Annotated in this window: 15 protein-coding genes; 11 read left to right on the top strand and 4 right to left on the bottom strand. The window is 44.2% G+C overall.

Features of this window, described 5'->3' with window-relative positions; genetic code table 11:
• Window positions 1–107 precede the first annotated feature (107 nt).
• The 3 genes from OCU50_RS19150 (at window position 108) to OCU50_RS19140 (ending at window position 4813) form a co-directional block, all read left to right on the top strand.
• The gene (locus tag OCU50_RS19150) at window positions 108–1577 is read left to right on the top strand and encodes a hypothetical protein (protein ID WP_060469274.1); all 1470 of its coding nucleotides are present in this window, start codon (window positions 108–110) and stop codon (window positions 1575–1577) included.
• 186 nt (window positions 1578–1763) lie between these two features.
• Entirely contained in the window at window positions 1764–3233 is a 1470-nt protein-coding gene (locus OCU50_RS19145) for a hypothetical protein (protein ID WP_060469273.1), read from the top strand.
• Complete coding sequence (locus OCU50_RS19140; protein WP_060469415.1) at window positions 3233–4813, top strand: GGDEF domain-containing protein; 1581 nt, start codon at window positions 3233–3235, stop codon at window positions 4811–4813. Before OCU50_RS19145 ends, OCU50_RS19140 begins: the two co-directional genes overlap by 1 nt.
• 110 nt (window positions 4814–4923) lie before the next feature.
• On the opposite strand, the gene OCU50_RS19135 is transcribed toward OCU50_RS19140, so the two are convergent.
• Window positions 4924–5832 carry a DMT family transporter gene (locus OCU50_RS19135; protein ID WP_060469272.1) on the bottom strand — a complete coding sequence of 303 codons (909 nt, stop codon included), beginning with the start codon at window positions 5830–5832 and terminating at the stop codon, window positions 4924–4926.
• Between the two features lie 303 nt (window positions 5833–6135).
• Here OCU50_RS19135 and OCU50_RS19130 point away from each other — a divergent pair, with 303 nt between their 5' ends.
• The 6 genes from OCU50_RS19130 to OCU50_RS19105 all read left to right on the top strand — a co-directional run bounded on the left by OCU50_RS19130 (window position 6136) and on the right by OCU50_RS19105 (window position 11749).
• Window positions 6136–6531: a DUF3302 domain-containing protein gene (locus OCU50_RS19130; protein WP_046223193.1), complete on the top strand. Its 396-nt coding sequence runs from the start codon at window positions 6136–6138 to the stop codon at window positions 6529–6531.
• Window positions 6531–7661, top strand: a complete 1131-nt coding sequence (locus OCU50_RS19125; RefSeq protein ID WP_060469271.1) for an HlyD family secretion protein — start codon at window positions 6531–6533, stop codon at window positions 7659–7661. Before OCU50_RS19130 ends, OCU50_RS19125 begins: the two co-directional genes overlap by 1 nt.
• 317 nt (window positions 7662–7978) lie before the next feature.
• The gene (locus OCU50_RS19120; protein WP_048662433.1) at window positions 7979–8527 is read left to right on the top strand and encodes an ECF-type riboflavin transporter substrate-binding protein; all 549 of its coding nucleotides are present in this window, start codon (window positions 7979–7981) and stop codon (window positions 8525–8527) included.
• A gap of 6 nt (window positions 8528–8533) precedes the next feature.
• Window positions 8534–10228, top strand: a complete 1695-nt coding sequence (locus tag OCU50_RS19115; protein ID WP_060469270.1) for an ABC transporter ATP-binding protein — start codon at window positions 8534–8536, stop codon at window positions 10226–10228.
• A complete protein-coding gene (locus OCU50_RS19110; RefSeq protein ID WP_060469269.1) occupies window positions 10225–11064 on the top strand; it encodes an energy-coupling factor transporter transmembrane component T family protein in 840 nt (279 codons plus the stop codon). Before OCU50_RS19115 ends, OCU50_RS19110 begins: the two co-directional genes overlap by 4 nt.
• Window positions 11065–11278: 214 nt before the next feature.
• On the top strand, window positions 11279–11749 hold the full coding sequence (locus OCU50_RS19105) for a TetR/AcrR family transcriptional regulator (protein WP_060469268.1): 471 nt from the start codon (window positions 11279–11281) through the stop codon (window positions 11747–11749).
• An 80-nt stretch (window positions 11750–11829) separates the two neighbouring features.
• Here OCU50_RS19105 and glgB read toward each other — a convergent pair whose 3' ends face one another.
• From glgB to OCU50_RS19090, 3 genes are all read right to left on the bottom strand, one after another.
• Window positions 11830–14010 carry a 1,4-alpha-glucan branching protein GlgB gene (gene glgB, locus OCU50_RS19100; RefSeq protein ID WP_060469267.1) on the bottom strand — a complete coding sequence of 727 codons (2181 nt, stop codon included), beginning with the start codon at window positions 14008–14010 and terminating at the stop codon, window positions 11830–11832.
• A gap of 175 nt (window positions 14011–14185) precedes the next feature.
• On the bottom strand, window positions 14186–16366 hold the full coding sequence (gene malQ / locus OCU50_RS19095; RefSeq protein ID WP_060469266.1) for a 4-alpha-glucanotransferase: 2181 nt from the start codon (window positions 16364–16366) through the stop codon (window positions 14186–14188).
• Between the two features lie 189 nt (window positions 16367–16555).
• The gene (locus OCU50_RS19090; RefSeq protein ID WP_060469265.1) at window positions 16556–19009 is read right to left on the bottom strand and encodes a glycogen/starch/alpha-glucan phosphorylase; all 2454 of its coding nucleotides are present in this window, start codon (window positions 19007–19009) and stop codon (window positions 16556–16558) included.
• 568 nt (window positions 19010–19577) lie between these two features.
• On the opposite strand from OCU50_RS19090, the gene malT reads away from it, so the two are divergent.
• Window positions 19578–22286, top strand: a complete 2709-nt coding sequence (malT, locus tag OCU50_RS19085; protein WP_060469264.1) for an HTH-type transcriptional regulator MalT — start codon at window positions 19578–19580, stop codon at window positions 22284–22286.
• A 573-nt stretch (window positions 22287–22859) separates the two neighbouring features.
• Window positions 22860–23780: a polyprenyl-phosphate transporter gene (locus tag OCU50_RS19080; protein WP_060469263.1), complete on the top strand. Its 921-nt coding sequence runs from the start codon at window positions 22860–22862 to the stop codon at window positions 23778–23780.
• Window positions 23781–23790 lie beyond the last annotated feature (10 nt).

Here is a 23790-nt window from a genome sequence, read left to right as displayed (position 1 = left end):
TAGATGCATTTCTAACACTAACTGTATTTTTGCTAATAGATAGTTTGAAACGCAATACCACGCAGCCAAGTTCGCTTGGCTGCCTAAATAACCCCGAGGGGGCGATTGTGTCCAACGACAAGCTGCCAAAAGATGCGGATGGATTACAACTCAACTTTTGTAAAACATTGGCGTGTGACAACTTTGGCTTGAGCGATGCAAAACGATATGTTTTGCAACATGCGAATCCTAAGCGTCCAGCGATGGTTTGTCGTGAGTGTGGAGCTTTCCCCCCCTTACTTAACAATCGTGAAGTGTTAAGCGAACTTCATCGCCTACGACAACTTCACAGCGATGGCCTTCCTGCTTGTCGCAATGATGATTGCGATAATTTCGGCTTATCGGTCCATACCCACAAGCACCTTTATCATGCCTTTGGCTATAGTGGCGACAAGCAAAGATATCGATGCAAAGACTGTCAATCCACCTTCGTTGACAAGTGGTCTGGATCCAATAAAAAACTTCAGTTTCAAGAAAACCTTATGGGCTTATTGTTCATGGGCTATTCCGTTCGTGAAATCTGTAGAAAGCTTGATATCAACCCCAAGACTTTCTACGATCATGTTGACCATATCGCGAGCCGTTGTCGTCGCAAGTTAGCGATGATAGATGCACGATGGGTTAACCATGCTCAAGACTATCAATTCGCTTCCCATTATCAGCGCTTGCAGCCGCAAAGTAATAATGGCGTCGTTTGGATCGCGACTGGCGAGGCCCATTCCGGTTATATCCTTTGCCAACACGTTAATTACTCTCAAAATGAAGAACCGTCAGGGAATGTTGATCATAACCCTTATGATGATGTTGCGCGCTTTGTATCCAAAGAACACTCTTCAGAAGCTAACCTAGAAATACCTCAGCCCTCTGACAAACTGAAAGAACGCATTGAACAGCAATACCAAGTAATTCTTGCGAGAGGAAACGTTGAGGATCCTATGGGTAACCTCACCACGTTTAGCTACCCTTCGAAAGGGGCGTTAGTTCGACCACCTTACACCTCCTATGCTCACTTTCTACATGTACTTGATATGTGTGATGAGAATAAACACGTCGCTATCTATATGCCACAAGACCCATTACTAAGGTCTGCCGCCCTAAGCGTATGTTTGCCGCGCATCCAGAGTCAAAATATTGACCTTATGTATGTAGAGGAAGATTCGGGCTGGCAAGATGGTCAAAGTTTTGAAAAAATCGACATTGTTCATATGAGTTGGTGGCGTGATCGTTGGGCTATCGCAAATCAAGGTTATAATCAAAAAGGAATTTGCTATCTAACTGGTAGTAATCCCGAGCCAAAACAGTGGTTTAACATCGCCTCAATACAGCAAACTAAGTTCTATCAACAGCGTTTTCAAGTCTTATTTGATAGCTTCATTAATGAACCTAGACGTAAACTTCGTCCTGGGGGAATTCTTCCATTACTCGACATATTTAGAGCTTGGCACAATCTGTGCTACCAAGATAAGCAAGGGCTTACTGCAGCGCAACGTTTAGGTGTCGCGGAGCAACCATTGACCCTAAAGCAACTGCTTTCATAGAAATAGAACATGTAGCGATTTATTCGGGAACTCGTTGATTTAAAAGTAGCAACATGATGTATCCCCCATAATTGTAAAAGATAGATGTTCCTTTAACGCTCTAAGAAAGATAATTAGTGTTTATCCTAAATCACACTCTTATAATGGTTGTGCTATCAATATGCTCGATAATTATGGATCTAAGCCTTGGACAAAAATCAGTACCTTCTCGAAACAGAACTAGAACAACTCAAAACTCGCGTCGACTCTGAACCATTGGTGATCTTAGAGATTGCACAGCAATGCCTCGTGAGGTCAGAGCAAGTTCTGTTTGAAGAGGGCGCGATCCAGTCACTGATGTTAATGGCCAGATGCTGCTGGAACCTAATGGACTACCAGAAAGGTTTAAAGTACATCAAAGAAGCCCTCAAACGACAAAGCCGATTAGATACTGATCTTTTTCTCCCTGAAATACTCCATTTACACGCGCTCCAATTTTGGGGGCAAGCCAAGTACTACTCCGCCCAACAATTCTGGATCAATGCATTAGAGCAGTCCGCGTTGGTTGATGAAGTCGAAATTCAAATTGAATGTCTCATTGGCCTCGGCAATATTTGGCGGATGACCCATGAATATAAGCTAGCCCGCTCTACCCACCAGCTCGCCGTGAAAGTCGCTAACAACAGCCGTATTGGTTGGTTAGAAGGTAAAGCCAGGATACTGCTCGCTTGGGATTACTATCTGCTCAACAACTATGTTGAAATGCTGTCGGTACTCGACGGTGCAGAAGAAGCATTAAAAGATCATAAAGACAATACTTGGCATGCAGAGGTATGGGATTTCAGAGGCTTAGCACTACTTGGCCTTGAACGTTTGGATGACGCAGAGCGCGCGACAGCCAAAGCACATAATCTGGCAGTAAAACACAATCTAGTATGGATGAAGGCACACTCCTACATCAGCCGTGCTCGATTAGAGCTCCTAAGAAAAAGGCCAGAGCAAGCGGCAGAACTGCTCAGACTCGCCGAACAATCTGCAAACGAATTCGATAACGGTGAGTTACTTAGTCAAATTTGTTACCAACAGTCTCTCGTTGCAGAAGAAAACCAAGAGTTTAAAGTAGCGCTAATCGCTTTTAAAAAGTATCGCCAGTATTCTATCGATATGCTTCGAGAGCAAACCACCCGAGTCGGTTTAGATAAAGCACGCAGTTCAAAGCGTCAATTAGAGCAGAGAGCTCGAAAGCTGATTAACCGTATTCGTGGTCAACACGAGTATGATCCCGAAAAACACCTTTCTCATGTCGTTTCTGAAACCTTTTGGTGGGAGCAACTGGTGCTCTTTAAAACAGAGCTCAAACGTTCAAACCACAGCATTATTATGTTTCAGCACATCGATACCGATTACTTAGATGTCTGCACCGAAATTGCTCACACTTTATGTAACCAAAACGATTTCATTTCAAGGTTAAGTTCAGAACGTGTTGCTCTTATGCTTTCCGAAAAAGGAGAGGCTGCAGAGCAAACTTTTCAAACCCTTACCGCCATGCTTGATATATACCCATGGCACAGAAAAGGGTTAAAAGGTTCGAAGCCTACCGTTAGTCTCAACGACATATTGACGTTCCCGTTTACTCTTGAACAACTTGAAGAAGACGATGCAAAGGTAAGATTATGATGGAAACCCTATTAAGCAAGATCACGGATGCTGGTTTAGACCCGTCATCGGTTTCTGGTGAAGAGGCGATCATATTCTGGAATCATATTCGCCAGCACGTTTCAACAACAAAAACAGAACAAGCACACTGTTATATTATCAGCTCTGAATATCGTGCTGAGTTGCAACAAAACCAAACCAGTATAGAAGAGTTGAAACTTGCTCTCGACTTACTGCATTTACCCACTGACATAGAAGATATTCTTACGGTCAAGACTAGCCTAAGTGATCGCTTAGTTGAAATTGGTAATTACACCTCTGCACTGAATGAGTTCGTAAGTTCGTCGTCAATCGCTGTTGAATACGGCTACATCGATGAGTACGTAATGGCCATTTTAGGTATGGGCAACCTGTGTGACGCCTATGGTGATCACAACCGAGCTTTACGTTATTACCAAAAAATAAATAGCATTGACCATGCGATAAGTAGTCGTTCACTGCGACTCAAATTCAAACTACATATGGTGGCTAGCCTCTTGTTGCTCAACCGCATTACTGCGGCCAATGATTTACTGAACGAATGTGAAGAACTGAGTATTTTGGTAAGTGACAAACTACTCACCGCTCAGATACTGCTTTATCAAGCAAAAGTGCTCCGCGCCAAGAAAAAGTATCACGATGCACTACGCTGCCTATCTAAAGTTCACTATTCCGCTAACAACACCCAAGCAAGTTGGCTTTCTATCATGACGCGTCTAGAACTCGCGCATTGCTTCAGCGCGAATGGCAAACAAGAATACGCCAGCATGATTCTTTCGAATACAGACAAACGTGTAAACGAATATTCATCACCTGTGCTCGCCAAACGTTTCTACGACTCCCTGAGTGATGTATGTATGGATCAAAGACGTTTTCAAGAAGCGTTAAACTACGAGAAAAAAGGCTTCCGGATTGAAACGGATCTCATGAAACAGATCCCTATTAGCGAGCTTGGTGCCAGCCAACTACGCCGACTATCACGTTTTGAATTACAACTAAAGCTCATACTTTCTGAACAAGAGAATAGAGAGCTAAAAGAAACCACTGAACAACACAAAAATGCCGTTGCTCAGCTACAACAAGATGTATTCACCGATCCACTAACAGGTTTGCATAACAGACGATGGTTAGATGTAAAGCTTAAAGATATGCTGCTGCACGAAACACCTTTCGCGTTGATGGTTGTCGATATAGATCACTTCAAATCGATTAACGACGAGCTTAGCCATCTAGTCGGTGATAAAGCGATTGTCAGTGTTTCTCAAGAGCTACACTCTTACTTTAAGTTTAAAGGCGCGTCATGCGTCAGGTTTGGTGGTGAAGAGTTTTTGGTCATTCTTGAGAACACCAATCTTGAAAAAGCAGAAATGCACTCTGAAAATTATCGAGAACGCATTTTCCAATTCGGCTGGCATGAGATATTGGGAGAGCGAGGCTTAACCGTCAGTATTGGTATCACTATGCATCGCGAGGGAGAAAATACTCAACGCACCTTCTACCGAGCAGACAAAGCTTTATACCGAGCTAAAGCTAATGGCCGAAATCAAGTATGTACAGAATAGTATTCATACTATGTAAATAACGCTCTGTTCCTTCACTCCCTCTAAGGTCACAATGGACCAGCATACCGCTACTTATAGAAAATAGAACCATTGATAGAATAGAAAAAGAACTATTGATAGAAAAAAAGAGAGATTCCACCTAAAGCAGCAATTGTCCCAATAACACTCTGTTTTGAGACTCTTTCTCCTTGTAAGGCATAAATCACCAAAATAAAGACTGGGCTAGTCGCTATCAACGTTTGTGCGACAGCAGGGTTAGCATTTTTCAACGCAACTTGTTGAAGCCACAACGCCAAAAACGTTCCAACAAATATCGCCCCTGATAGCCAAAGTTTGTCGAGCTTCGTCATTTCCCATAAATCTCTTTTTATAGATGAGTAAGGCTTACTCTCAACAAAAGGAATAATGAACATCACAGCAAGTACACCGACGGTCAGGCGAATCAATGCCCCTAGCAATGGGGGAAGATCGCCCGCCACAAGAGCGTAATGAGAAATGACTACGCCTGAAGCCTGACACACACTCGCCACAAGCCCAAATCCAATACCTTTCCATTGTACTTTGTCATTATAAAGAGAGTCATCACCCGCTAGCCCAGACGGTTGAAAGACGACAAACGTCACCGCTACCGTCGTTATTACGACAGCAAACCAGCTTTGTAACGTCAACGCGGCACCAAGGAACATTAACGCCAGTACGCCAGAAAGAGGAGGAGCTAAAGACTCAAGTAACAAGGTCTTATTGGCACCGATTCTTTTCAATGCCGAGAAATAAGCACTATCGCCAATAGCGATGCCAATAACCCCCGAAATAGCCAATATCCAAAAATGGTTGGCACTGAGTTCAAATTCAGGCATTGGGATAAAAGGCATCACAAGCAGCATCATGCCTGAAGCCACAATACCCTTAACAATATTAAGCTGCATAGCTGAAAAGCGATGTCCGAATTGCCCATAAATCCATGTCGCGCAGGCCCACACAATCGCAGCACCTATGGCCGCTAATTCCCCGATATACATCCGTGTTTATCCTCAGTAGTTATGCGTTTCACTAAAAATAATAATCTTCATCACTTCAATTTCTGGTTGTTAACAATTACGAGTGAATAGGTTTACGACAAAATTCCGTTCTGACAACTCCAACCAAGATAACCGAAGCTTCCTAGCTAAACGTGAATAGGGTTTTATAAGATTTAACAAGGGTAGTACTCGTGTTAAAAGCAAACACATTTATTTTCAGCTTGGTAAATCATTTCTATAACAATTACTTGGATCATAGCGTAATATATTTATAACTAATATCTATCATTGGAAGGATCTGTTATGTTTTTAGACTACTTTGCACTAGGTTTACTTGTATTCGTAGCATTAGTAATCTTTTACGGCATCATCGTTATTCACGATATTCCCTATGAAATAGCAAAAGAACGTAACCACCCTCATCAAGATGCTATTCACGTCTCAGGCTGGGTTAGCCTATTCACCTTACACGCAATATGGCCGTTTCTCTGGATTTGGGCCACGTTATGGCGCAAAGATCGCGGTTGGGGCTTCGCTAAATTAGAAGAAGAGCAACACGACATTCATCATCGCGTCGATATTCTCATCGATCAAGTGAGTACCCTTCAGGAAGAAATCGTACAACTCAAGCAAGCGAGTACTGAGCAAAGCAGTCCAGAGAAAGAGACAAATAACGTTCAAGATCAGGAGGCTAAATAATGGATTTACTGCTGATAATGACCTATGCGGCACTTTGCATCACCATATTCAAAGTATTTAAGATCCCGCTAAACAAGTGGACTGTACCAACGGCTGTTCTTGGTGGTGTTATCATCATAGGAACTTTGATCCTGCTGATGAACTACAACCACCCTTTCACGCAAATAGGTAACCAAGTTTACTCGACAACGCCTGTCGTTTCAGGCGTTAGAGGTAAAGTTATCGAAGTGCCTGTAAAGGCAAACAAGCCTCTTAAACAAGGGGATATACTTTTTAAAATCGATCCTGTTCCATTCGAAGCTGAAGTCGCAAGATTAGAGGCTAAAGTAAAAGAAGCAAGCCAAGGTGCTCTTGGGATGGAATCAGAAGTAGCTGAAGCAGAGGCCGCAAGAATCAAAGCGATAGCAGAGAGAGATAAAGCCCAGCGTGAATTCTCTCGTTATAAACGTGGTTATGATAGCGGGGCCTTTACCGAGCAACAACTCGACACTCGCAGGCAAGCTTATAAGGCATCGGAAGCAGCGGTCAAAGTTGCCGACGCTAGCCTAGAACAAGCAAAAATAGCCTTAGATTCTGAAATAGGTGGCGAAAACACAGCCGTTTTAAGCTTATTAGCTGAATTGCGTAAAGCTAAGTTTGACCTTGAGCAAACCGTAGTTAGAGCACCAACCGATGGTTACGTGACTCAGTTAGCTCTCCGCCCTGGCGTAATGTCAGTCCCACTTCCTCTCGCTCCAGTTATGACTTTTGTTCACACCGAAGATCAATTCTATACCGCAGCATTCAGACAAAACTCGTTACAACGTCTAAAGCCTGGCTACGAAGCTGAGTTTTTATTCAGAGCGCTACCAGGGAAAGTCTTTAAAGGACGTATTGACGAAGTAATTCCAGCAATTGGAGAGAGTCAATTCCAAGCTAGAGGCGCACTATTAGGTACTGATGCACTACGCACTAACGGTCGTGTATTTGTTAAGTTATCCATAACGGACGATCTGTCGGAGTACCAGTTACCTATGGGTACCGCGGTTGAGGTTGCTGTTTATTCAGACAGCTTCACTCACGTGTCTATCATGCGTAAGGTCCTTATTCGCATGAAGAGCTGGCAGAATTTTTTATACCTAGATCACTAAGTCACTGCTCTCTAGGTCACTAAATTAACGGCACTTAGCCCTCAATTGGACCTAACATATTGTTGATATAAATGAAAAAGCCAGACACGTTCTGGCTTTTTTGTTGCTCAATTAATCGTGAAATTACGCATTTTTCATCATATTTAGGCGTTCAGATGGAATTTTAGACATCTAGACACTTATCTTCCCTTATGGAAGGGTTCTACTGTATAATGCGCGCCTTATTTTTCATATTTGCCCAAAAAACGTTCTCATTGAGACGAATATTAATAATGGCGAATATTCGTTCTTTATCTTTCAGTATTCGAGGTTACCTAATGAACTTTTCAGCGAAGACAGTCGTCGTTATCGCCATTGGCGCGGCACTGTACGGCATTGGTGGTCTACCTATGTTTGGTGTCCCAGTGTTTGCTAACACAACATTGAAACCAGCAATGGCAGTCCTAGCACTGTTTTCTGTTTTGTTCGGCCCGATTGTTGGCTTCCTGGTTGGCTTTATCGGCCACTGGGTAACAGACTTATTCGCAGGTTGGGGCGTATGGCTAACGTGGGTATTGGGTTCAGGTATCGTTGGGATGGTTATTGGTCTATTCCCTATGATGACTAAAAACCGTCTTCAACAAGGCGAACTGCCAATGAAAGATTTCGCGCTATTTGTCGTGCTTGCTCTCGCAGGTAACGTTGTCGGCTACGGCTGTTCCGCATTCCTAGATACCATTCTATACGCAGAACCGTTTACCAAAGTCTTTACTCAACTGTCTATCATCGCAGCGGGTAATACCGTTCTGATCGCAGTTGTTGGCTTCCTGATCCTAAAATCAGTCGCTAAGCGTAACAAACAAAGCCGTAACCTGACTGAGGCATAAGCGATAATGACTATAGCATTTTCGAACTTCTCTTTTAGATATGAGTCGCTGGATAAACCGACGCTAAAAAATATCAATCTAAGGATAGAGAAAGGAGAGAAAATCGTCATTATTGGGCCAAGTGGCAGTGGTAAATCTACCCTAGGCCAGTGTCTGAATGGTTTGATACCTCATGCTATTAAAGGTGAGGTCACCGGTTCTTTAGAGATCAACGGCAAGAACATCTCTGAATTTTCAATGCACGACTATACCGAGCAAGTCGGCACGGTATTGCAAGATACGGACAGCCAATTTGTGGGTTTAAGTATCGGTGAAGATATCGCTTTCGCATTGGAAAACCAGTTGATGTCGAACATCGATATGTATCCTCTTGTTAAGTCGACAGCAAAAATGGTCGACTTAGCGGATATGCTTGATCGATCTCCCCACGACCTTTCAGGAGGTCAAAAGCAACGCGTATCGTTAGCGGGTATCTTAGTTGATGACGTTGATATCTTGCTGTTTGATGAGCCTCTAGCCAGCCTTGACCCTAAAACAGGCAAGGCAACGATTGAGATCATCGACCAACTTCATAAAGAAACCAACAAGACTATCGTGATTATCGAACACCGCCTTGAGGATGTTCTGCATCGCGATATTGATCGTGTGATCTTAATGGAACGCGGCGAAATCGTTGCAGACATGACACCCGATGAAATCTTGGCTTCTGAACTGCTTGAGACACACGGTATTCGTGAACCGCTTTACCTATCAGCCCTTAAAGCAGCCAAAGCGCCTTTAACAAGCGAAGACAAGCTGTCCAACCTCAAAGCTTTGGACTACAAAAGGTTCCGTCCTACGGTTCAATCTTGGTTTGCTGAACGCCCTACTCCTGTTGCTGAAAAGCAGTATCAACCTTTGCTCGAAGTGCATGGCCTGACTTACTCTTACGACGGTGAAAAAAACGCACTCGAAGATGTCAGCTTTAAGATTGGCAAGGGTGAGTTTGTTTCGATACTCGGTAAAAACGGCTCCGGCAAATCGACCATCACCAAGATTATCATGGGTGTGATTGACGCGGATTCGGGCTCTTCGTATCTGAACGGCGAAGACTTATCTGAGCTTTCCATCTTCGAAAGAAGTCAGAAAGTCGGTGTCGTAATGCAGAACCCGAACCATATGATCTCGCATCATATGATTTTTGACGAGGTCGCGTTTGGCCTTCGTAACCGTGGCGTTACAGAAGACGAAATCAAAGAGAAAGTAGAAAACGTTCTTGAGCTTTGTGGCTTGAGCAAGTTCCGCCACTGGCCAATCGAAGCACTGAGCTACGGCCAAAAAAAGCGCGTAACAATAGCGTCTATCTTGGTTTTAGAGCCTGAACTTCTGATCTTAGATGAGCCGACCGCTGGTCAAGATTACCGTAACTACACATCGATGCTGGCGTTTATTCAAAAACTCAACCGCAACTTGGGAATCACCGTTGTGATCATTTCACACGACATGCACCTCGTTCTAGAGTACACCACACGCTCAATCGTGATTGCAGACAGCAAGCTGATTGCCAATGCCGCGATGACGGAAGTATTCAGTCAGCCATCGCTGTTAGAACGCGCAAATCTTTGTACTACCAGCCTTTATGAACTCGCGACCATGATGAAAATCGACGACACCAATGCATTTATGCAGTACTTCATCGACTACGAGAGAAGCACTCAATGAATGCATCAAAAGTAAAATTCGGCATCAATTACATTGATACTAAATCGCCGCTGCACGCTCTCAATGGCGTCACCAAGTTTGCGCTGTTTTTAGCTTGGGTAACCGTTGTACTTACAACGTTCGATCTCAGACTCATCGTTGTTTTGATCTTGATGGGCTTATATCTATTAAAGCTCACCAATGTGCCAGTGCGCGTATATAAGCCTTTGTTAGTGGGTACAGCGAGTGTATTAAGCTTGAACGCTTTGTTCATGTACCTGCTTGCGCCGCAGCAAGGTACTGAACTTATCGGCAGTGAAACGTTATTACTGACGCTTCCTGGCAATTACTCATTGAGCCAAGAGACACTGTTTTATTTAGTTACCGTGACACTCAAATACATGAGTATGTTCCCGATAGCGCTGATCTTTGTCTTCACCACGCACCCAACGGAGTTTGCAGCGAGCCTCAATCGTATCGGCGTTCCATATAAAATCGCCTATGCGGTAAGCTTAACACTGCGTTATTTGCCGGAAGTAAAAAAAGATTTTATTAATATCATGCATGCTCAACAAGCTCGTGGTGTAGAGCTTTCGAAGAAAGCCCCCCTAGTAACTCGCATTAAAAACGTAGCTAAGGTTCTAGGGCCGCTCATTTTCTCTAGCTTGGACCGCGCAGACGAAATTTCAAATGCGATGACGTTACGAGGCTTTGGCAGACACAAAGATCGGACTTGGTATAGCTACGCACCTTTGCAGCGTGTTGACTTCCTTTGTCTCGCTGTCATTACATTAGTAGTGGTAGTCGCTATCGCAAAGCGAGTACTCGAAGCGCAACTGTTCTGGTACCCTTTCTAGACTCGTACAACAATATAAAACATTAATAAACACCCTAAAGACCGCTTGATAAAGCGGTCTTTTTTAAATAAACAATAAATTAGTCTAAAATATGTATTAATTATATTTTTTTATGCGCGATTTTTTGTTTTTTTAAGGTCTATGGTTCGAGATTTTGTTAACATCCACTTTCCGTAATTTCTATACAGAATGTCACACCTAATATAGGTTTGTAATGGCTCGAATAACTCAACTACAGAAAATAGAAAACCAAAAGAAATACAACAACATTGTATTACAGCTGTTTCTATCTGAAGGACACGAAGCGCTCACCTATGCAAGGATTGCTCAAGAAACGGGCGTTAGCCTCACAACTTTACAGGGATATTTTCCTTCAACACGTGCAATAAGATCTGTTCTACACGAACATGTTTTGTCTATTATGATGGCACCTTTAGATTTCTCTACGAAGTCTGCATTCTATGATTCTTGGAAAGCAGCGTTGAATGACAAGCCATTCAAAAACGCTATCAAGCTTATGTTTTTCCATGCCTCACAGAACCCAGCTTCTGAAGAACTTAACCTACAGGTTAATGGCGTATTTCGTCACAAAATGATGGAAAGTTTTGGTGAAGATGCTCAACAAATCATTGAGATCGTTCTAGGTAGATCCCTTCTACAATTAACGAACCTTAGAGCACCGTAAGAAAGAGTTTTTAAGCAATAAAAATGGGAGACTAGTGCTCCCATTCCTTATTTTAACCGCTGGTTAATTTCACTTATAGGCTAATTGAGCTTGTAGAAAATCGTCGATAACGGTGGTAGGCGTAGCTCGATCGATGTGTCTAAGCCTTCGCTTTCTACGGATTCAATTTCAGCAGTCTGCTTCACTTCAAAACCACTACCAGCGTAATCAGTCGAGTCCGTATTCAACAAGAGTGAGTACTTGCCTTGTGCTGGAACGCCTAAACGGAAGTGCTCATGAGGAACAGGGGTAAAGTTAGATACCACCAAGACACGCTCACCAGAGTCACTAATACGTTCATGAGCTAAGACACTTGCTTCTGCAGAGTCTTGAAGACGCCACTCAAAGCCTTTCGGGTCAAAATCAAGGTCGTGCATAGCGGCTTCAGAGCGGTATAGGTTGTTCAAATCTTTGGTCAAGCGTTGAACACCTTGATGGCGGTCATAATCTAACAAAAACCATTGCAGCTGGTCATCATGGTTCCATTCCGCCGTCTGGCCAAATTCAGTCCCCATGAAATTCAATTTCTTACCCGGCTGTGCGTACATGTAGCCCATGTAAGCGCGTAAGTTAGCCGTTTGCTGCCATTCATCACCAGGCATCTTGTTATGGATAGAACCTTTACCGTAAACCACCTCATCGTGAGACAGAGGCAATACGTAGTTCTCACTGTGTGCGTAAACCAGTGGGAACGTAATTGTATTGTGGTGATATTTACGATTAATTGGGTCTTCTTGGATGTAAGACAAACTATCGTGCATCCAACCCATATTCCACTTAAAGCCGAAGCCTAAGCCGCCCATAAAAGTGGGGGCTGAAACACCAGGGAAAGCCGTTGACTCTTCAGCTATCGTCATCGCATTTGGGAAGTGTTTGTAAACTTCTTCGTTCATCCACTTCAGCGTTGCGATAGCGTCGTAGTTTTCGTTACCACCATCTACATTTGGAATCCATTGATCATGACTGCGCGAGTAATCGAGGTATAGCATTGAAGCGACTGCATCAACACGAATGCCATCAATGTGGAATTGCTCGAACCAGTAAAGTGCATTAGAGACTAAGAAGCGACGTACATGTTCACGACCTAAATCATAGATGTACGAATTCCAGTCTTGGTGCCAGCCGCGACGAGGATCCGGGTCATGGAACAATGGCGTACCATCGAAGTTTGCTAAGCCATGATCATCACTTGGGAAGTGAGCTGGAACCCAATCAAGTACCACACCAAGACCGGCTTGGTGACATTGGTCTACGAAGTATTTAAAGTCATCTGGTGAACCGAAGCGGCTGGTTGGTGCAAATAGACCTACTGGCTGATAGCCCCAAGAGCCATAAAATGGGTGCTCTGAAACTGGCATCAATTCAACGTGCGTGTAACCAAGATCCGTAAGGTATGGAATCAGCTCTGCTGCTAGCTCACGGTAATTTAAGGATTCACCTTCAGCGTTCCGCTTCCAAGAACCAGCATGCAGTTCATAGAATGAAAGCGCTTCTTTACGCTTTTGCGTCACTGGGCGATTCTGCCACTTAGCATCTTGCCACTCGTAACGAGCGTGATCATAAGTCACAGATGAGAACGAGGGGTATTGCTCGGAGTAGAAACCCCATGGGTCAGCTTTGTGTGGTAAGCCTTCGCCATTTGGTCCTTTTAATTCAAACTTGTATTGAGCGCCTTCTTCCAGGTCAGGAATGAATAGGCCCCACATACCGTAGTCCAGACGTTGCATCGGGTGACGACGACCATCCCAAGCGTTGAAGTTTCCCACCAAGCTTGCCGCTGTAGCATGCGGAGCGTACACCAAGAAACGCGTACCTGAAATCGTCTGCCCATCACGCTCTAGCGTAATAAACTGAGCCCCCATGTGATGATACATATCTTTCGGTGTATGAAGATCTTCATAGCTCGCGTACAGATCATGGTACTGGTATGGATCATCGATGACCTGCTCTACCCCAGCCCAATCCACTGCAAGCTTATAGTGAGTAAAGCGTAAGTCTCTTTCCTGCTTAAGAATGAAACCACTTTCACCCTCTCGCGCTAACTCTATACGAGGTTCCTTTCCAACAATCAATTCGACTTTATCTGCCCCAGGAATCCATACACGTAATGCACCTTGCTCAGAAGGTAGGTATGGCCCTAAAAATGCAAATGGGTCTGTGAAGCAAGCCTGTGATAGTTGGGCATATATTTGTTTTTGCTTTGAAATAGAACTTAGTTCCAAAACGCTTCTCCCTAACCAAACATCCAAAAAATATAATACAAAAATGCCCGCTATTAGTGCGGGCAATATAACGACGATTTATTCTACCAGATGAGCATTGATCATTGAGTGACCGAGGTTGTAGTTTCGTACGGCGTAAGCAAAAAACCACGTATATTCAAGCCACTCAATACCACTACTTAGCTGCTTTCTCTCGAACATCTGTCAGCTTAGAAGCAATACGGTTTACCCCTTCGTGAGCAAAGATTTCGTCCAAGTTCATTGATAATTTACGACGCCAGTTAGGGTACTCATCTACAGTGCCAGGAATATTGACTGGCTTGTCCATCTCTAACCAATCTTCCAGTTGAACACTTAGTAATGTTGAACCACCAGCCGCAACGTGCAGTTGAAGTGCTTCCGCAAGGTACGAGTCCATCGGTACTTGGCTTGCATCGCGGCCAACACCTTCAGGTAGGAAACCATGCCATGCCACCGAATCTAAGATCCCTTGTTTGCACTCTAGACGGTCATCGAACAGAGTTTCTAGCTGTGCTGCATCTGGGTATAAGCCAATCTCTTGACCCATCTTCAAGTCATCGCAGTGCCAAAAGCCACGTAGTGTTGGCATATCGTGCGTACACAGGGCCGCCATTGATTGTGATGCATAGTGTTTTGGAGAGATGAAACCACCGTCTTCTTCTGATGTTTCGAAGAAGAACACTTTGTAAGAATGCACGCCAGCATCTGCTAGGATGTCTACGATCTCATCTGGCACCGTACCTAAGTCTTCACCAATAACACTACATTGATAACGGTGAGATTCAAGCGCAAGAATCGACAGCATATCTTGCACTGGGTAATAGATGTACGCGCCTTTGGTTGCGTTTTCACCTTTTGGAATCCACCACAAACGCAATAAACCTAACACGTGGTCAATACGTAGCGCACCGCAGTGTTTCATGTTTGCACGAAGCAACTTAATGTATGCATCGTAGCTTGTCTCTTGAAGCACTTCAGGGTTCAGTGGTGGTAATCCCCAGTTTTGGCCTAAAGGACCAAGAATATCTGGTGGAGCACCGATGCTTGCATCCATCACTAAGTTGCCTTGATCAGCCCAAGTCTCGCTGCCTGAATCCGCGACGCCTACCGCGAGATCTCGGTATAAGCCAACGGCCATGCCTTTCTCTTCAGCAAGCGATTGAACATCGTTGATTTGGCAATCTGCTAACCATTGTAGGTACATGTAAAGATGTACCTGATCTAAGTTATCTTTGATGTATTTCTGTGTTGCAGGACTGTCGAATGTACGGTACTTCTCAGGAAATACCGGCCATCCCCACATGCCTGAGTCTTCAGCATGCAATTCACCATGCAGAGCATCAAACGCTGCCTGATGCATCAAGCTATCGCCGCCCTCTTCCACAAACGCTAGGAAGGCTTGAGCACGGTCACTGTTCTTGTCTAGATGACGAGTCTTAAATTCTGCGAATAACAGAGGCAAGATGCCCATCTTCAGCTCAGACACTTCGGTGTAATTCACCCAATGCGCTTCACGAGCTTTTTGTAGGCGCTGTTGGAACTCTGCGCTGCCTACAGTCTGTTGTGCTTCTGCACTTAATGCGAATTCAGGTACGGAGCTCACATCAATATATAAGATGTTCAACCAACGACGTGAAGAGGGACTATATGGGCTCGCACCTTCAGGGTTTGCAGGGAACAATGAGTGAATCGGGTTTAAACCAACGAAGTCACCGCCGCGAGACGCGATATCAGCAACCAATTGTTTTAGGTCACCGAAATCACCAATACCCCAGTTGTGCTGAGTTCTTAGTGTGTAAAGCTGAACACTTGGTCCCCAAAGCTTTTTGCCTTGCTCAATTGGAGACTGCTTGAAACACGCTTTTGGCGTAATGATCAGTGTCATCTCGTAAGGCTTCTTACGGCGCTTACGGCTCACAATTAGCTTGTGATAACCCCATGCCAAATCACTTGGCAATGCAAACACTAAAGGGCCACCCTCGGCACGCTCATCACGAACGACTTGAGATTGAAGATAGCCTTCGAGTACCTCTCCTTGCTCGGTCTCTAAGCGCCAGTTGAACTCACTTTCACGAGCACTAACCCCTAAATTCAGCGCCACTTCTACAGGCTCACCGTCACGCAAGACAAGAACTGGGTCTAGTACATCTTTTTTGTGTTTTCTTTCTGCAGACTTTAATAGTGCATCATCGCTGCTTGTATCGTAGCCCAATGAAGCCAATAGAGACGTAATAGTATCGTCTGATACTTGTGCTTCATCGCCCCACGCACTAACGTAACTATCGGCAATATTTGCCATTTCTGCGATTTGTTTTAATACGTTTTGTTCTTTCATCGCTCTCTCCGAAAGCGCCTTAACGCTTTCAATTTTTGTAGGGTTGTTTATTTAATTTTTTACTAATCAATTAGCTTGTGACAATCAGTTTGTAAGCAGCCAGTTTATAAACGACAAACGTCTCAACCATCTATTTGCCCACAAGCTAATTGAGCCAAGGCAGAAACTGCCTTGGCTACTTGGGAACGATTAACGTTTAACCGCTTCTAGTTTCCAGATGTTGTTCACATAGTCGCGGATTGAACGATCTGATGTGAACTTACCAACCAATGCTGTGTTAAGAATGGCTTTCTTAGCCCAACCGGCTTGGTCTTTGTATTGCGTGCTCATGTCTTCGTGCGCTTTCACGTAAGATGCGAAGTCAGCAAGACATAGGTATGGGTCACCACCGTCTAGCAGGCTATCAAACGTTGCACGTAGAAGACCTGGTTGACCTAGAGTGAACTCATCGCCAGTCAATAAGTCTAGAGATGCTTTCAGTAGTGGGTCTGCATTGTAGTAGTCGTATGGGTTGTAACCCTGAGCTTTCAATGCAACAACACCGTCAACGTCTAGGCCAAAGATGTAGATGTTTTCATCACCAACCTCTTCACGAATCTCAACGTTTGCACCATCCATCGTACCGATGGTTAACGCACCGTTTAGAGCCATCTTCATGTTGCCCGTACCCGATGCTTCTTTACCAGCCAGTGAGATTTGCTGAGAAACGTCTGCCGCAGGGATGATGATTTCAGCCATGCTTACACGGTAGTCTGGGATAAATACCACTTTAAGCTTGTTACCGATGCGAGGATCGTTGTTGATCTTCTCTGCAATCTTATTCACCGCGAAGATGATCTCTTTCGCTAGGTGATAACCCGGCGCTGCTTTCGCGGCGAAGAAACATACGCGAGGCTCACATTCGAAACCCGGTTCGTTAAGAATACGGTGGTACAGAGATAGAATGTGTAGCAAGTCTAGGTGCTGACGCTTGTATTCGTGTAGACGCTTGATCTGAACGTCGAAGATAGCGTTCGTATCTAGCTCGATACCCATGTTCTCTTGAACCCAATCAGCAAGACGCTGTTTGTTTTCTTTCTTAACCGCCATGAATTCTTTCTGGAATTTCGCGTCTGTTGCAAACTTAGCGATGCCTTCTAGCTGCTCAAGTTTTGCTGGCCATTCAGTACCGATCTTGCCAGTAATTAGCTTAGATAAGCCTGGGTTACAGAACTTCAGCCAACGACGTGGCGTGATGCCGTTCGTTACGTTAGTCAGTTTACCTGGGAAGATTTCGTTGAACTCAGGGAACAAATCTTTCTTAACCAATTGTGAGTGAAGTGCAGCTACACCGTTTACTTTGTAAGAACCAATTACACATAGGTTTGCCATGCGAACCATGCGGTGGAAACCTTCTTGGATGATAGAAAGCTTCGCTTGCTTCTCACCGTCACCAGGCCACATCTTGCGAACTTCTTGCATGAAGCGGTGGTTGATTTCAAAGATGATTTCCATGTGACGAGGAAGAAGACGATTGATCAAAGATTCAGACCAAGTCTCTAACGCTTCTGGAAGTAGTGTGTGGTTCGTGTAAGCGAACGTGTGAGCACTGATTTCCCATGCTTGATCCCAAGTTAAACCTTTCTCATCAATCAGGATGCGCATTAGCTCAGGAATCGCGATTGTTGGATGCGTATCGTTAAGCTGAATCGTTTCTTGCTTAGGCAGATCTTCTAAAGAGAAACCTGCTGCTTCGTGGCGGCGTAGAATATCGCGAACCGATGCTGCTGAGTGGAAGTACTGCTGCATTAGACGCAGTGTCTTACCTTTCTCGTGGTTGTCGTTAGGGTAAAGAACCTTAGTGATGTTACCTGCATCGATTAGCGAGTGTTGCGCTTCGAAGTAATCACCGTTGTTAAAGCTTGCTAGTGAGAATGGTGCAATTGCCTGACATTCCCAAAGACGCAGCGGGTAAACCGTGTTTGACTCGTAACCTACGATCGGTAGATCCCAAGGCATTGCTTTTACTTCCATACCTGGAACCCAAGTACGTACTTCTTTGCCATCAACGAACTCAACTTCTACGTGACCGTAAAAACCAATGTGTTGGGCTAGTTCTGGACGAGCCACTTCCCAAGGGTAACCTTCAACACCACGCCACGCGTCTGGTGCTTCTTGTTGGCGACCATTTTGGAAAGACTGTTTGAATAGACCGTATTCATAGTGAAGACCGTAGCCTACTGTTGGGTATTCTTGAGCGGCACAAGAATCCATGAAACAAGCAGCTAGTCGACCAAGACCACCATTACCTAGGGATGGGTCGCGTTCTTCTTCTAGAAGGTCAGTTAAGTTTTGACCTAGCTCTTCCATCGCATGAGTAATCTGTTCATATAAACCCATGCTGATTAAATTGTTGCCTGTCAGACGACCAATCAAAAACTCTAATGAAAGGTAGTTAACGCTCTTTGCGTTCTTAATTTTTTCGTCATTTTCAGTTGCTAGCAGGTCAAAGGTTGTTAATTCTGCTAACGCGCGGCCCATTGCTAGGTACCATGCACGGCTATCTGCGTTTTCAATTGTAGTTGCGTAGGTCGCAGACAAATGCTTCTTAACGCTCTCTTGGAACGACACTTTATCGAAAGTTTTTTGCTGAGTTGGTTTCATTTCAGAAATCTCGCTTTTAATAGTTCTAATTCATCTATGACATATCGTGCATGGTCACCATAAACTAAACATCCTCCCGTCCTTACAACTAACTAGGAGTAGATTAGAGGGCGTAGGGGGCGTACCGAGATTTGGTTAGTGATCTAACTCTCATGTTCTGAGTTAGAACAAAATCTTGGAGTGACCAAGATCACAAGCTCCCGTTGGATAACTTAACTTCAATTGATGTAACTTTTATTTAGGTCTCTTAAAGCCATTGCTAAATCTGATATTCAGATCACGAAAATTTTTTTAGCCTCTCATCTTTTACACAGAAACCGGTGTAAAAGAAGAAGAAGTCACATTCACAAACCACACCTAAAGTGACATAAATCACAAATAAAGGGCGTAGAGCATCAAAAACATGCAGGAGTGCAAGGTTTCTGTGGAGGATCATAGTCGGTATCGTTTCGCTTCACGTACCATAAACGAAGACTTAAGTAATTAGGCTAATGTCATTGGACAGCACTCAACAATAGATTGGGATAATCCAGAACATAAGCCCACGAAATAGGTGAAAAACTTCGATATGTGGATCCCTTCAAAACTGACCCGTCCTGGCCGCTTACACAATGCGATTCTACGACCTAGGGTTCTCGATCTGCTTCAGAACGCAGATTGTTACAAGTTGGTGCTATTTCGCTCCCCAGCAGGGTATGGCAAAACCACAATGGCCGCGCAATGGCTAGTAGATAAGCCTAATGTGGGTTGGTACAGCATTGATGATAGTGACAACGATCCATTTCGCTTTATTAACTATCTACTGCAATCACTCAATAAAGCGACTCAAAATATCTGTCCTAATGCCCAAAAGCTGGCAGAGAAAAGACAGTTTTCATCGCTGCATTCATTATTAAGTGAAGTTTTCGCAGAAATGTCTGAGTTCCATCATGAATGTTTCCTTGTGTTGGACGACTACCACTTGGTCAACAATGATGACATTCATGAAGCAATGCGCTTTTTCCTCAAACATATGCCCGACAACCTGACGCTCGTTGTAACCAGCCGAGGAACACCACCACTCGGTACCGCCAACCTTCGCGTACGTGACTTAATGATAGAGCTAGGTAACGATTCACTGGCTTTTGATACTGAAGAGACCACGCGCTTTTTCAACCAACGCGTAGCCGATGGCATTGATGACATCACAGCAGATAGCATTTGTACTTATGTAGAGGGCTGGCCTTCTGCCTTGCAACTTATTGCGCTGCAAGCCCAACATCAAAAACGCACTCTAGCGCAATCAGCGGAGTCGTTCTCGCACTTTAACCATGCTCACCTTTGGGACTATTTGGTGGAAGAAGTGTTCGACTTGTTAGACAAAGAAACTCGACAGTTCTTAATGCAGTGCTCTGTGCTTGATCACTTCAACGACGAGCTAGTATGTGCACTCACTCAACGTGAAGACGCACTCGGTATGATCGAGTCACTCAATCGATTTGGCCTGTTCATCTACCCTCTTGAAGGTGAGAAAAACTGGTACCGCTTCCATAACCTTTTTGGTGAATTTCTCGCCCATGAACGCCAAGCTCGAATTCCGCAACAAGAAGCGGAATTGCATCGAAGTGCAGCTAAAGCTTGGATCAAACAGAAAACGCCTCATCAAGCTCTTCGACATGCACAGCGTGCTGACGACCCACAATTGATTGTTCAGATCTTGAGTGATCACGGATGGCAGATGTTCAACCAAGGTGAGCTCTCTTCATTAGAGATGGCGATCAAGCAACTGACACCTGACCAACTTTACAGTGAACCTAAACTGTCAATGTTGCGCGCATGGCTGGCACAAAGTCAGCATCGATATGATCAAGTAGGCACCTTGCTGGAAGAAGCCGAAGCGCAATATCAAGCTCGAAATATTGAGCTTGATACTCAACAACAAGGGCAGTACAACTCCCTGCGTGCGCAAGTAGCCATCAACAGTAATGAACCGGAAAAAGCGCTAGAATTAGCCGAACTTTCATTAAGTCAACTAAATACAACGGTATACCGTAGCCGTATAGTAGCGACCTCTGTTGTTGGTGAAGTGAACCATGTTATGGGCAACCTTAGTCGTGCTCTACCGATGATGCAACAAACAGAAAAACTCGCACGCCAGTATCAAGTTTACCATCAGGCGCTGTGGGCCATTCTGCAACAGAGCGAAATATTAATTGCTCAAGGTTATGTTCAGGCTGCATTTGAGTTGCAAGACAGTGCATTTAAATTGATTGAAGAACACCAACTGCAATACGTGCCACTGCATGAATTTTTACTGCGAGTTAGAGCTCAGATTTTTTGGTGTTGGAATCGATTAGATGAAGCGGAAGAGTGTTGTTATAAGGGCTTAGATATTCTTGGCCATCACGCACCAAGTAAGCACTTACATAGCTACTCCATGCTGGCTCGAATCTCATTGAGTCGGGGAGAAATTGATAAAGCGTCTAAGTTTATTGACCAGATTCAGCACTTGTTGCGCCAATCAACTTACCACGTAGATTGGACGGCGAACGCTTCACTGTCTCTGATCTTGTTCTGGCAAGTAAAAGGCAATAAAGACGCCATCCGTGACTGGTTGAGCGTTGCTGTTCGCCCTGAATCAGCAAGCAACCACTTTTGTCAACTTCAATGGCGAAACATCGTGCGTGCTCATATCATCCTTGAGCAGTATGAAAAAGCGGAACAAGCGCTAACCTTCTTGAAAAGCGAAGCCCAACGTTCACACCTGATTACGGACACCAACAGAAATTTGATCGTCGAAGCCGTGTTACGCACACAGCTCAACGATGAAGACAGTGCTCGTGTGCTACTAGAAGAAGCCCTACACATGACCAACCAAACCGGTATGGTCGGTAACTTCTTAGTCGATGGTGGCACTATCGGGCATATCTTGGACAAGCTGAGTAACAAACCTGGCTTGGGTGATTTAGAACGTCACCGAGCCCAACAGATCATGAAAGATATCTCGACGACTCAACGCAGCCGTTCGGTTCACTTTGACGAAGACTTTGTGGAGAATCTGGTTAATCATCCGAATATTCCAGAACTGGTACGCACCAGCCCACTTACACAACGTGAATGGCAGGTACTTGGTCTTATCTACTCGGGGTTCAGTAATGAACAGATCGCTCAAGAACTTGATGTTGCAGGCACGACTATCAAAACTCACATCCGTAACCTGTACCAAAAGTTAAACATTGCCAACCGTAAAGAAGCCATTAGCACAGCAGAAAATTTGTTGCAGTTGATGGGATATTAAAACGGATTCGAGATTCGAGATTCGAGATTCGAGATTCGAAAAAAGCATAAGCTGGTCACCCATGGTGGCTGGCTTTTTTTCGCTTGGAGAATGAGGGGTAACCGATAAAAAACTAGAGATAGCCAAACGACAGGCAAAAAAATAGCCAACCGCAATAATCGCGATTGGCTCTATATATTTGTGAACAAATCAAAAGTTCACTAACAACGTCAGTTGGCTAGGTGACCCTCGGCTTAAGAAGGGTCAAATTTATTAATGCAGTTAGCGTGCCAACTTTAATTCAGCGTTTTATAAGCTCTAAATCTCATAAAAGCCTCTAATCCAACATGCCAATTGCAAAGTGCATTTGCATAATGCGATAAAAATGCAATATTGATAAGAGATCAGTTTCATCATAGAGCACTAATGATAGATCACTAAGTGATTGTATTTTAAATATTAGGCAAATGTTCACTTCAACTTATTGCCTTGCAATTAAGAAGGTAATAAAAACACCTCGCCAAAGGCATATTCATACTTTTTTTACCTTAAAGTTTGTATACTGCACAAAATCATTCTCAACTCTATGAATCAATGAACTATTTAAGTACTTTTTTTAAAGGCATGGCAATGGGCGCAGCCGACGTTGTCCCTGGCGTTTCAGGCGGAACCATCGCATTCATCACTGGTATTTACGATACGCTGCTAGAAAGCATTCGTAGAATTAACCCTAGCGTACTTGGCTTATGGAAGCGCGAAGGCTTCAAAGCCGCGTTTAACCACATCAATGGTTTCTTCCTGATTTCACTGTTCGCAGGCGTGTTCACGAGTATTGCGACATTCGCAAAGCTGATTTCTTGGTTATTGGTCACGCACCCTGTTCCACTGTGGTCTTTCTTCTTTGGGCTGATCTTGGTGTCGGTATTCCATATTCTTAAGCAGGTAGAAAAGCGCGATATGATTCGATTCGTCTTTCTATTACTTGGTGTAGCCTTCGCTTATAGCATTACGGTTCTTAAACCGCTACAAATGGAACCAACCAGCATCAACATCTTGATTGCGGGTGCGATTGCGATCTGTGCGATGATTTTGCCGGGTATCTCAGGCAGCTTTATTCTGCTACTGATTGGCATGTATGGCCCGATTCTTGGTGCCGTTAAAGAGTTTCAAATCGATGTGCTTGCCCTATTTTTAGGTGGTTGTGTGATCGGTCTACTGACTTTCTCACACGTGCTCTCTTGGCTATTACGCTCATTCCGCGATTTCACATTGGTATTCTTAACCGGTTTGATGATCGGTACGCTACCTAAGATATGGCCGTGGAAAGAAACCATCAGCTGGCGCATCAACTCGAAAGGTGAGCAAGTACCTCTGATTCAAGAGAACCTATCGCCGTTCGATTTTGAAGCTGTGACCTCGCAACCTTCTCAGCTCGTGTTGGCAATTGTGATGATGTTTGTAGCCATTGCCTTAGTTCTAGGGCTAGAGAAATTTGCAGAGCGTAACGTTGACTAATCATTCAGCG

This window comes from Vibrio toranzoniae (genome assembly GCF_024347655.1).
Classification (GTDB): Bacteria; Pseudomonadota; Gammaproteobacteria; order Enterobacterales; family Vibrionaceae; genus Vibrio; species Vibrio toranzoniae.
Note: the sequence above shows the minus strand (reverse complement) of the source record. Positions and strands in the feature narration are given on the sequence as shown.

What these genes read in the sequence shown, in the direction of transcription:
- malQ (WP_060469266.1), bottom strand. Translation starts at nt 16,366, where the DNA reads ATGAAAGAACAAAACGTATTAAAACAAATCGCAGAAATGGCAAATATT.
- OCU50_RS19140 (WP_060469415.1), top strand. Translation starts at nt 3,233, where the DNA reads ATGGAAACCCTATTAAGCAAGATCACGGATGCTGGTTTAGACCCGTCA.
- OCU50_RS19120 (WP_048662433.1), top strand. Translation starts at nt 7,979, where the DNA reads ATGAACTTTTCAGCGAAGACAGTCGTCGTTATCGCCATTGGCGCGGCA.
- OCU50_RS19080 (WP_060469263.1), top strand. Translation starts at nt 22,860, where the DNA reads ATGAACTATTTAAGTACTTTTTTTAAAGGCATGGCAATGGGCGCAGCC.
- malT (WP_060469264.1), top strand. Translation starts at nt 19,578, where the DNA reads ATGTGGATCCCTTCAAAACTGACCCGTCCTGGCCGCTTACACAATGCG.
- OCU50_RS19115 (WP_060469270.1), top strand. Translation starts at nt 8,534, where the DNA reads ATGACTATAGCATTTTCGAACTTCTCTTTTAGATATGAGTCGCTGGAT.
- OCU50_RS19105 (WP_060469268.1), top strand. Translation starts at nt 11,279, where the DNA reads ATGGCTCGAATAACTCAACTACAGAAAATAGAAAACCAAAAGAAATAC.
- OCU50_RS19110 (WP_060469269.1), top strand. Translation starts at nt 10,225, where the DNA reads ATGAATGCATCAAAAGTAAAATTCGGCATCAATTACATTGATACTAAA.
- OCU50_RS19130 (WP_046223193.1), top strand. Translation starts at nt 6,136, where the DNA reads ATGTTTTTAGACTACTTTGCACTAGGTTTACTTGTATTCGTAGCATTA.
- OCU50_RS19125 (WP_060469271.1), top strand. Translation starts at nt 6,531, where the DNA reads ATGGATTTACTGCTGATAATGACCTATGCGGCACTTTGCATCACCATA.
- OCU50_RS19135 (WP_060469272.1), bottom strand. Translation starts at nt 5,832, where the DNA reads ATGTATATCGGGGAATTAGCGGCCATAGGTGCTGCGATTGTGTGGGCC.
- OCU50_RS19090 (WP_060469265.1), bottom strand. Translation starts at nt 19,009, where the DNA reads ATGAAACCAACTCAGCAAAAAACTTTCGATAAAGTGTCGTTCCAAGAG.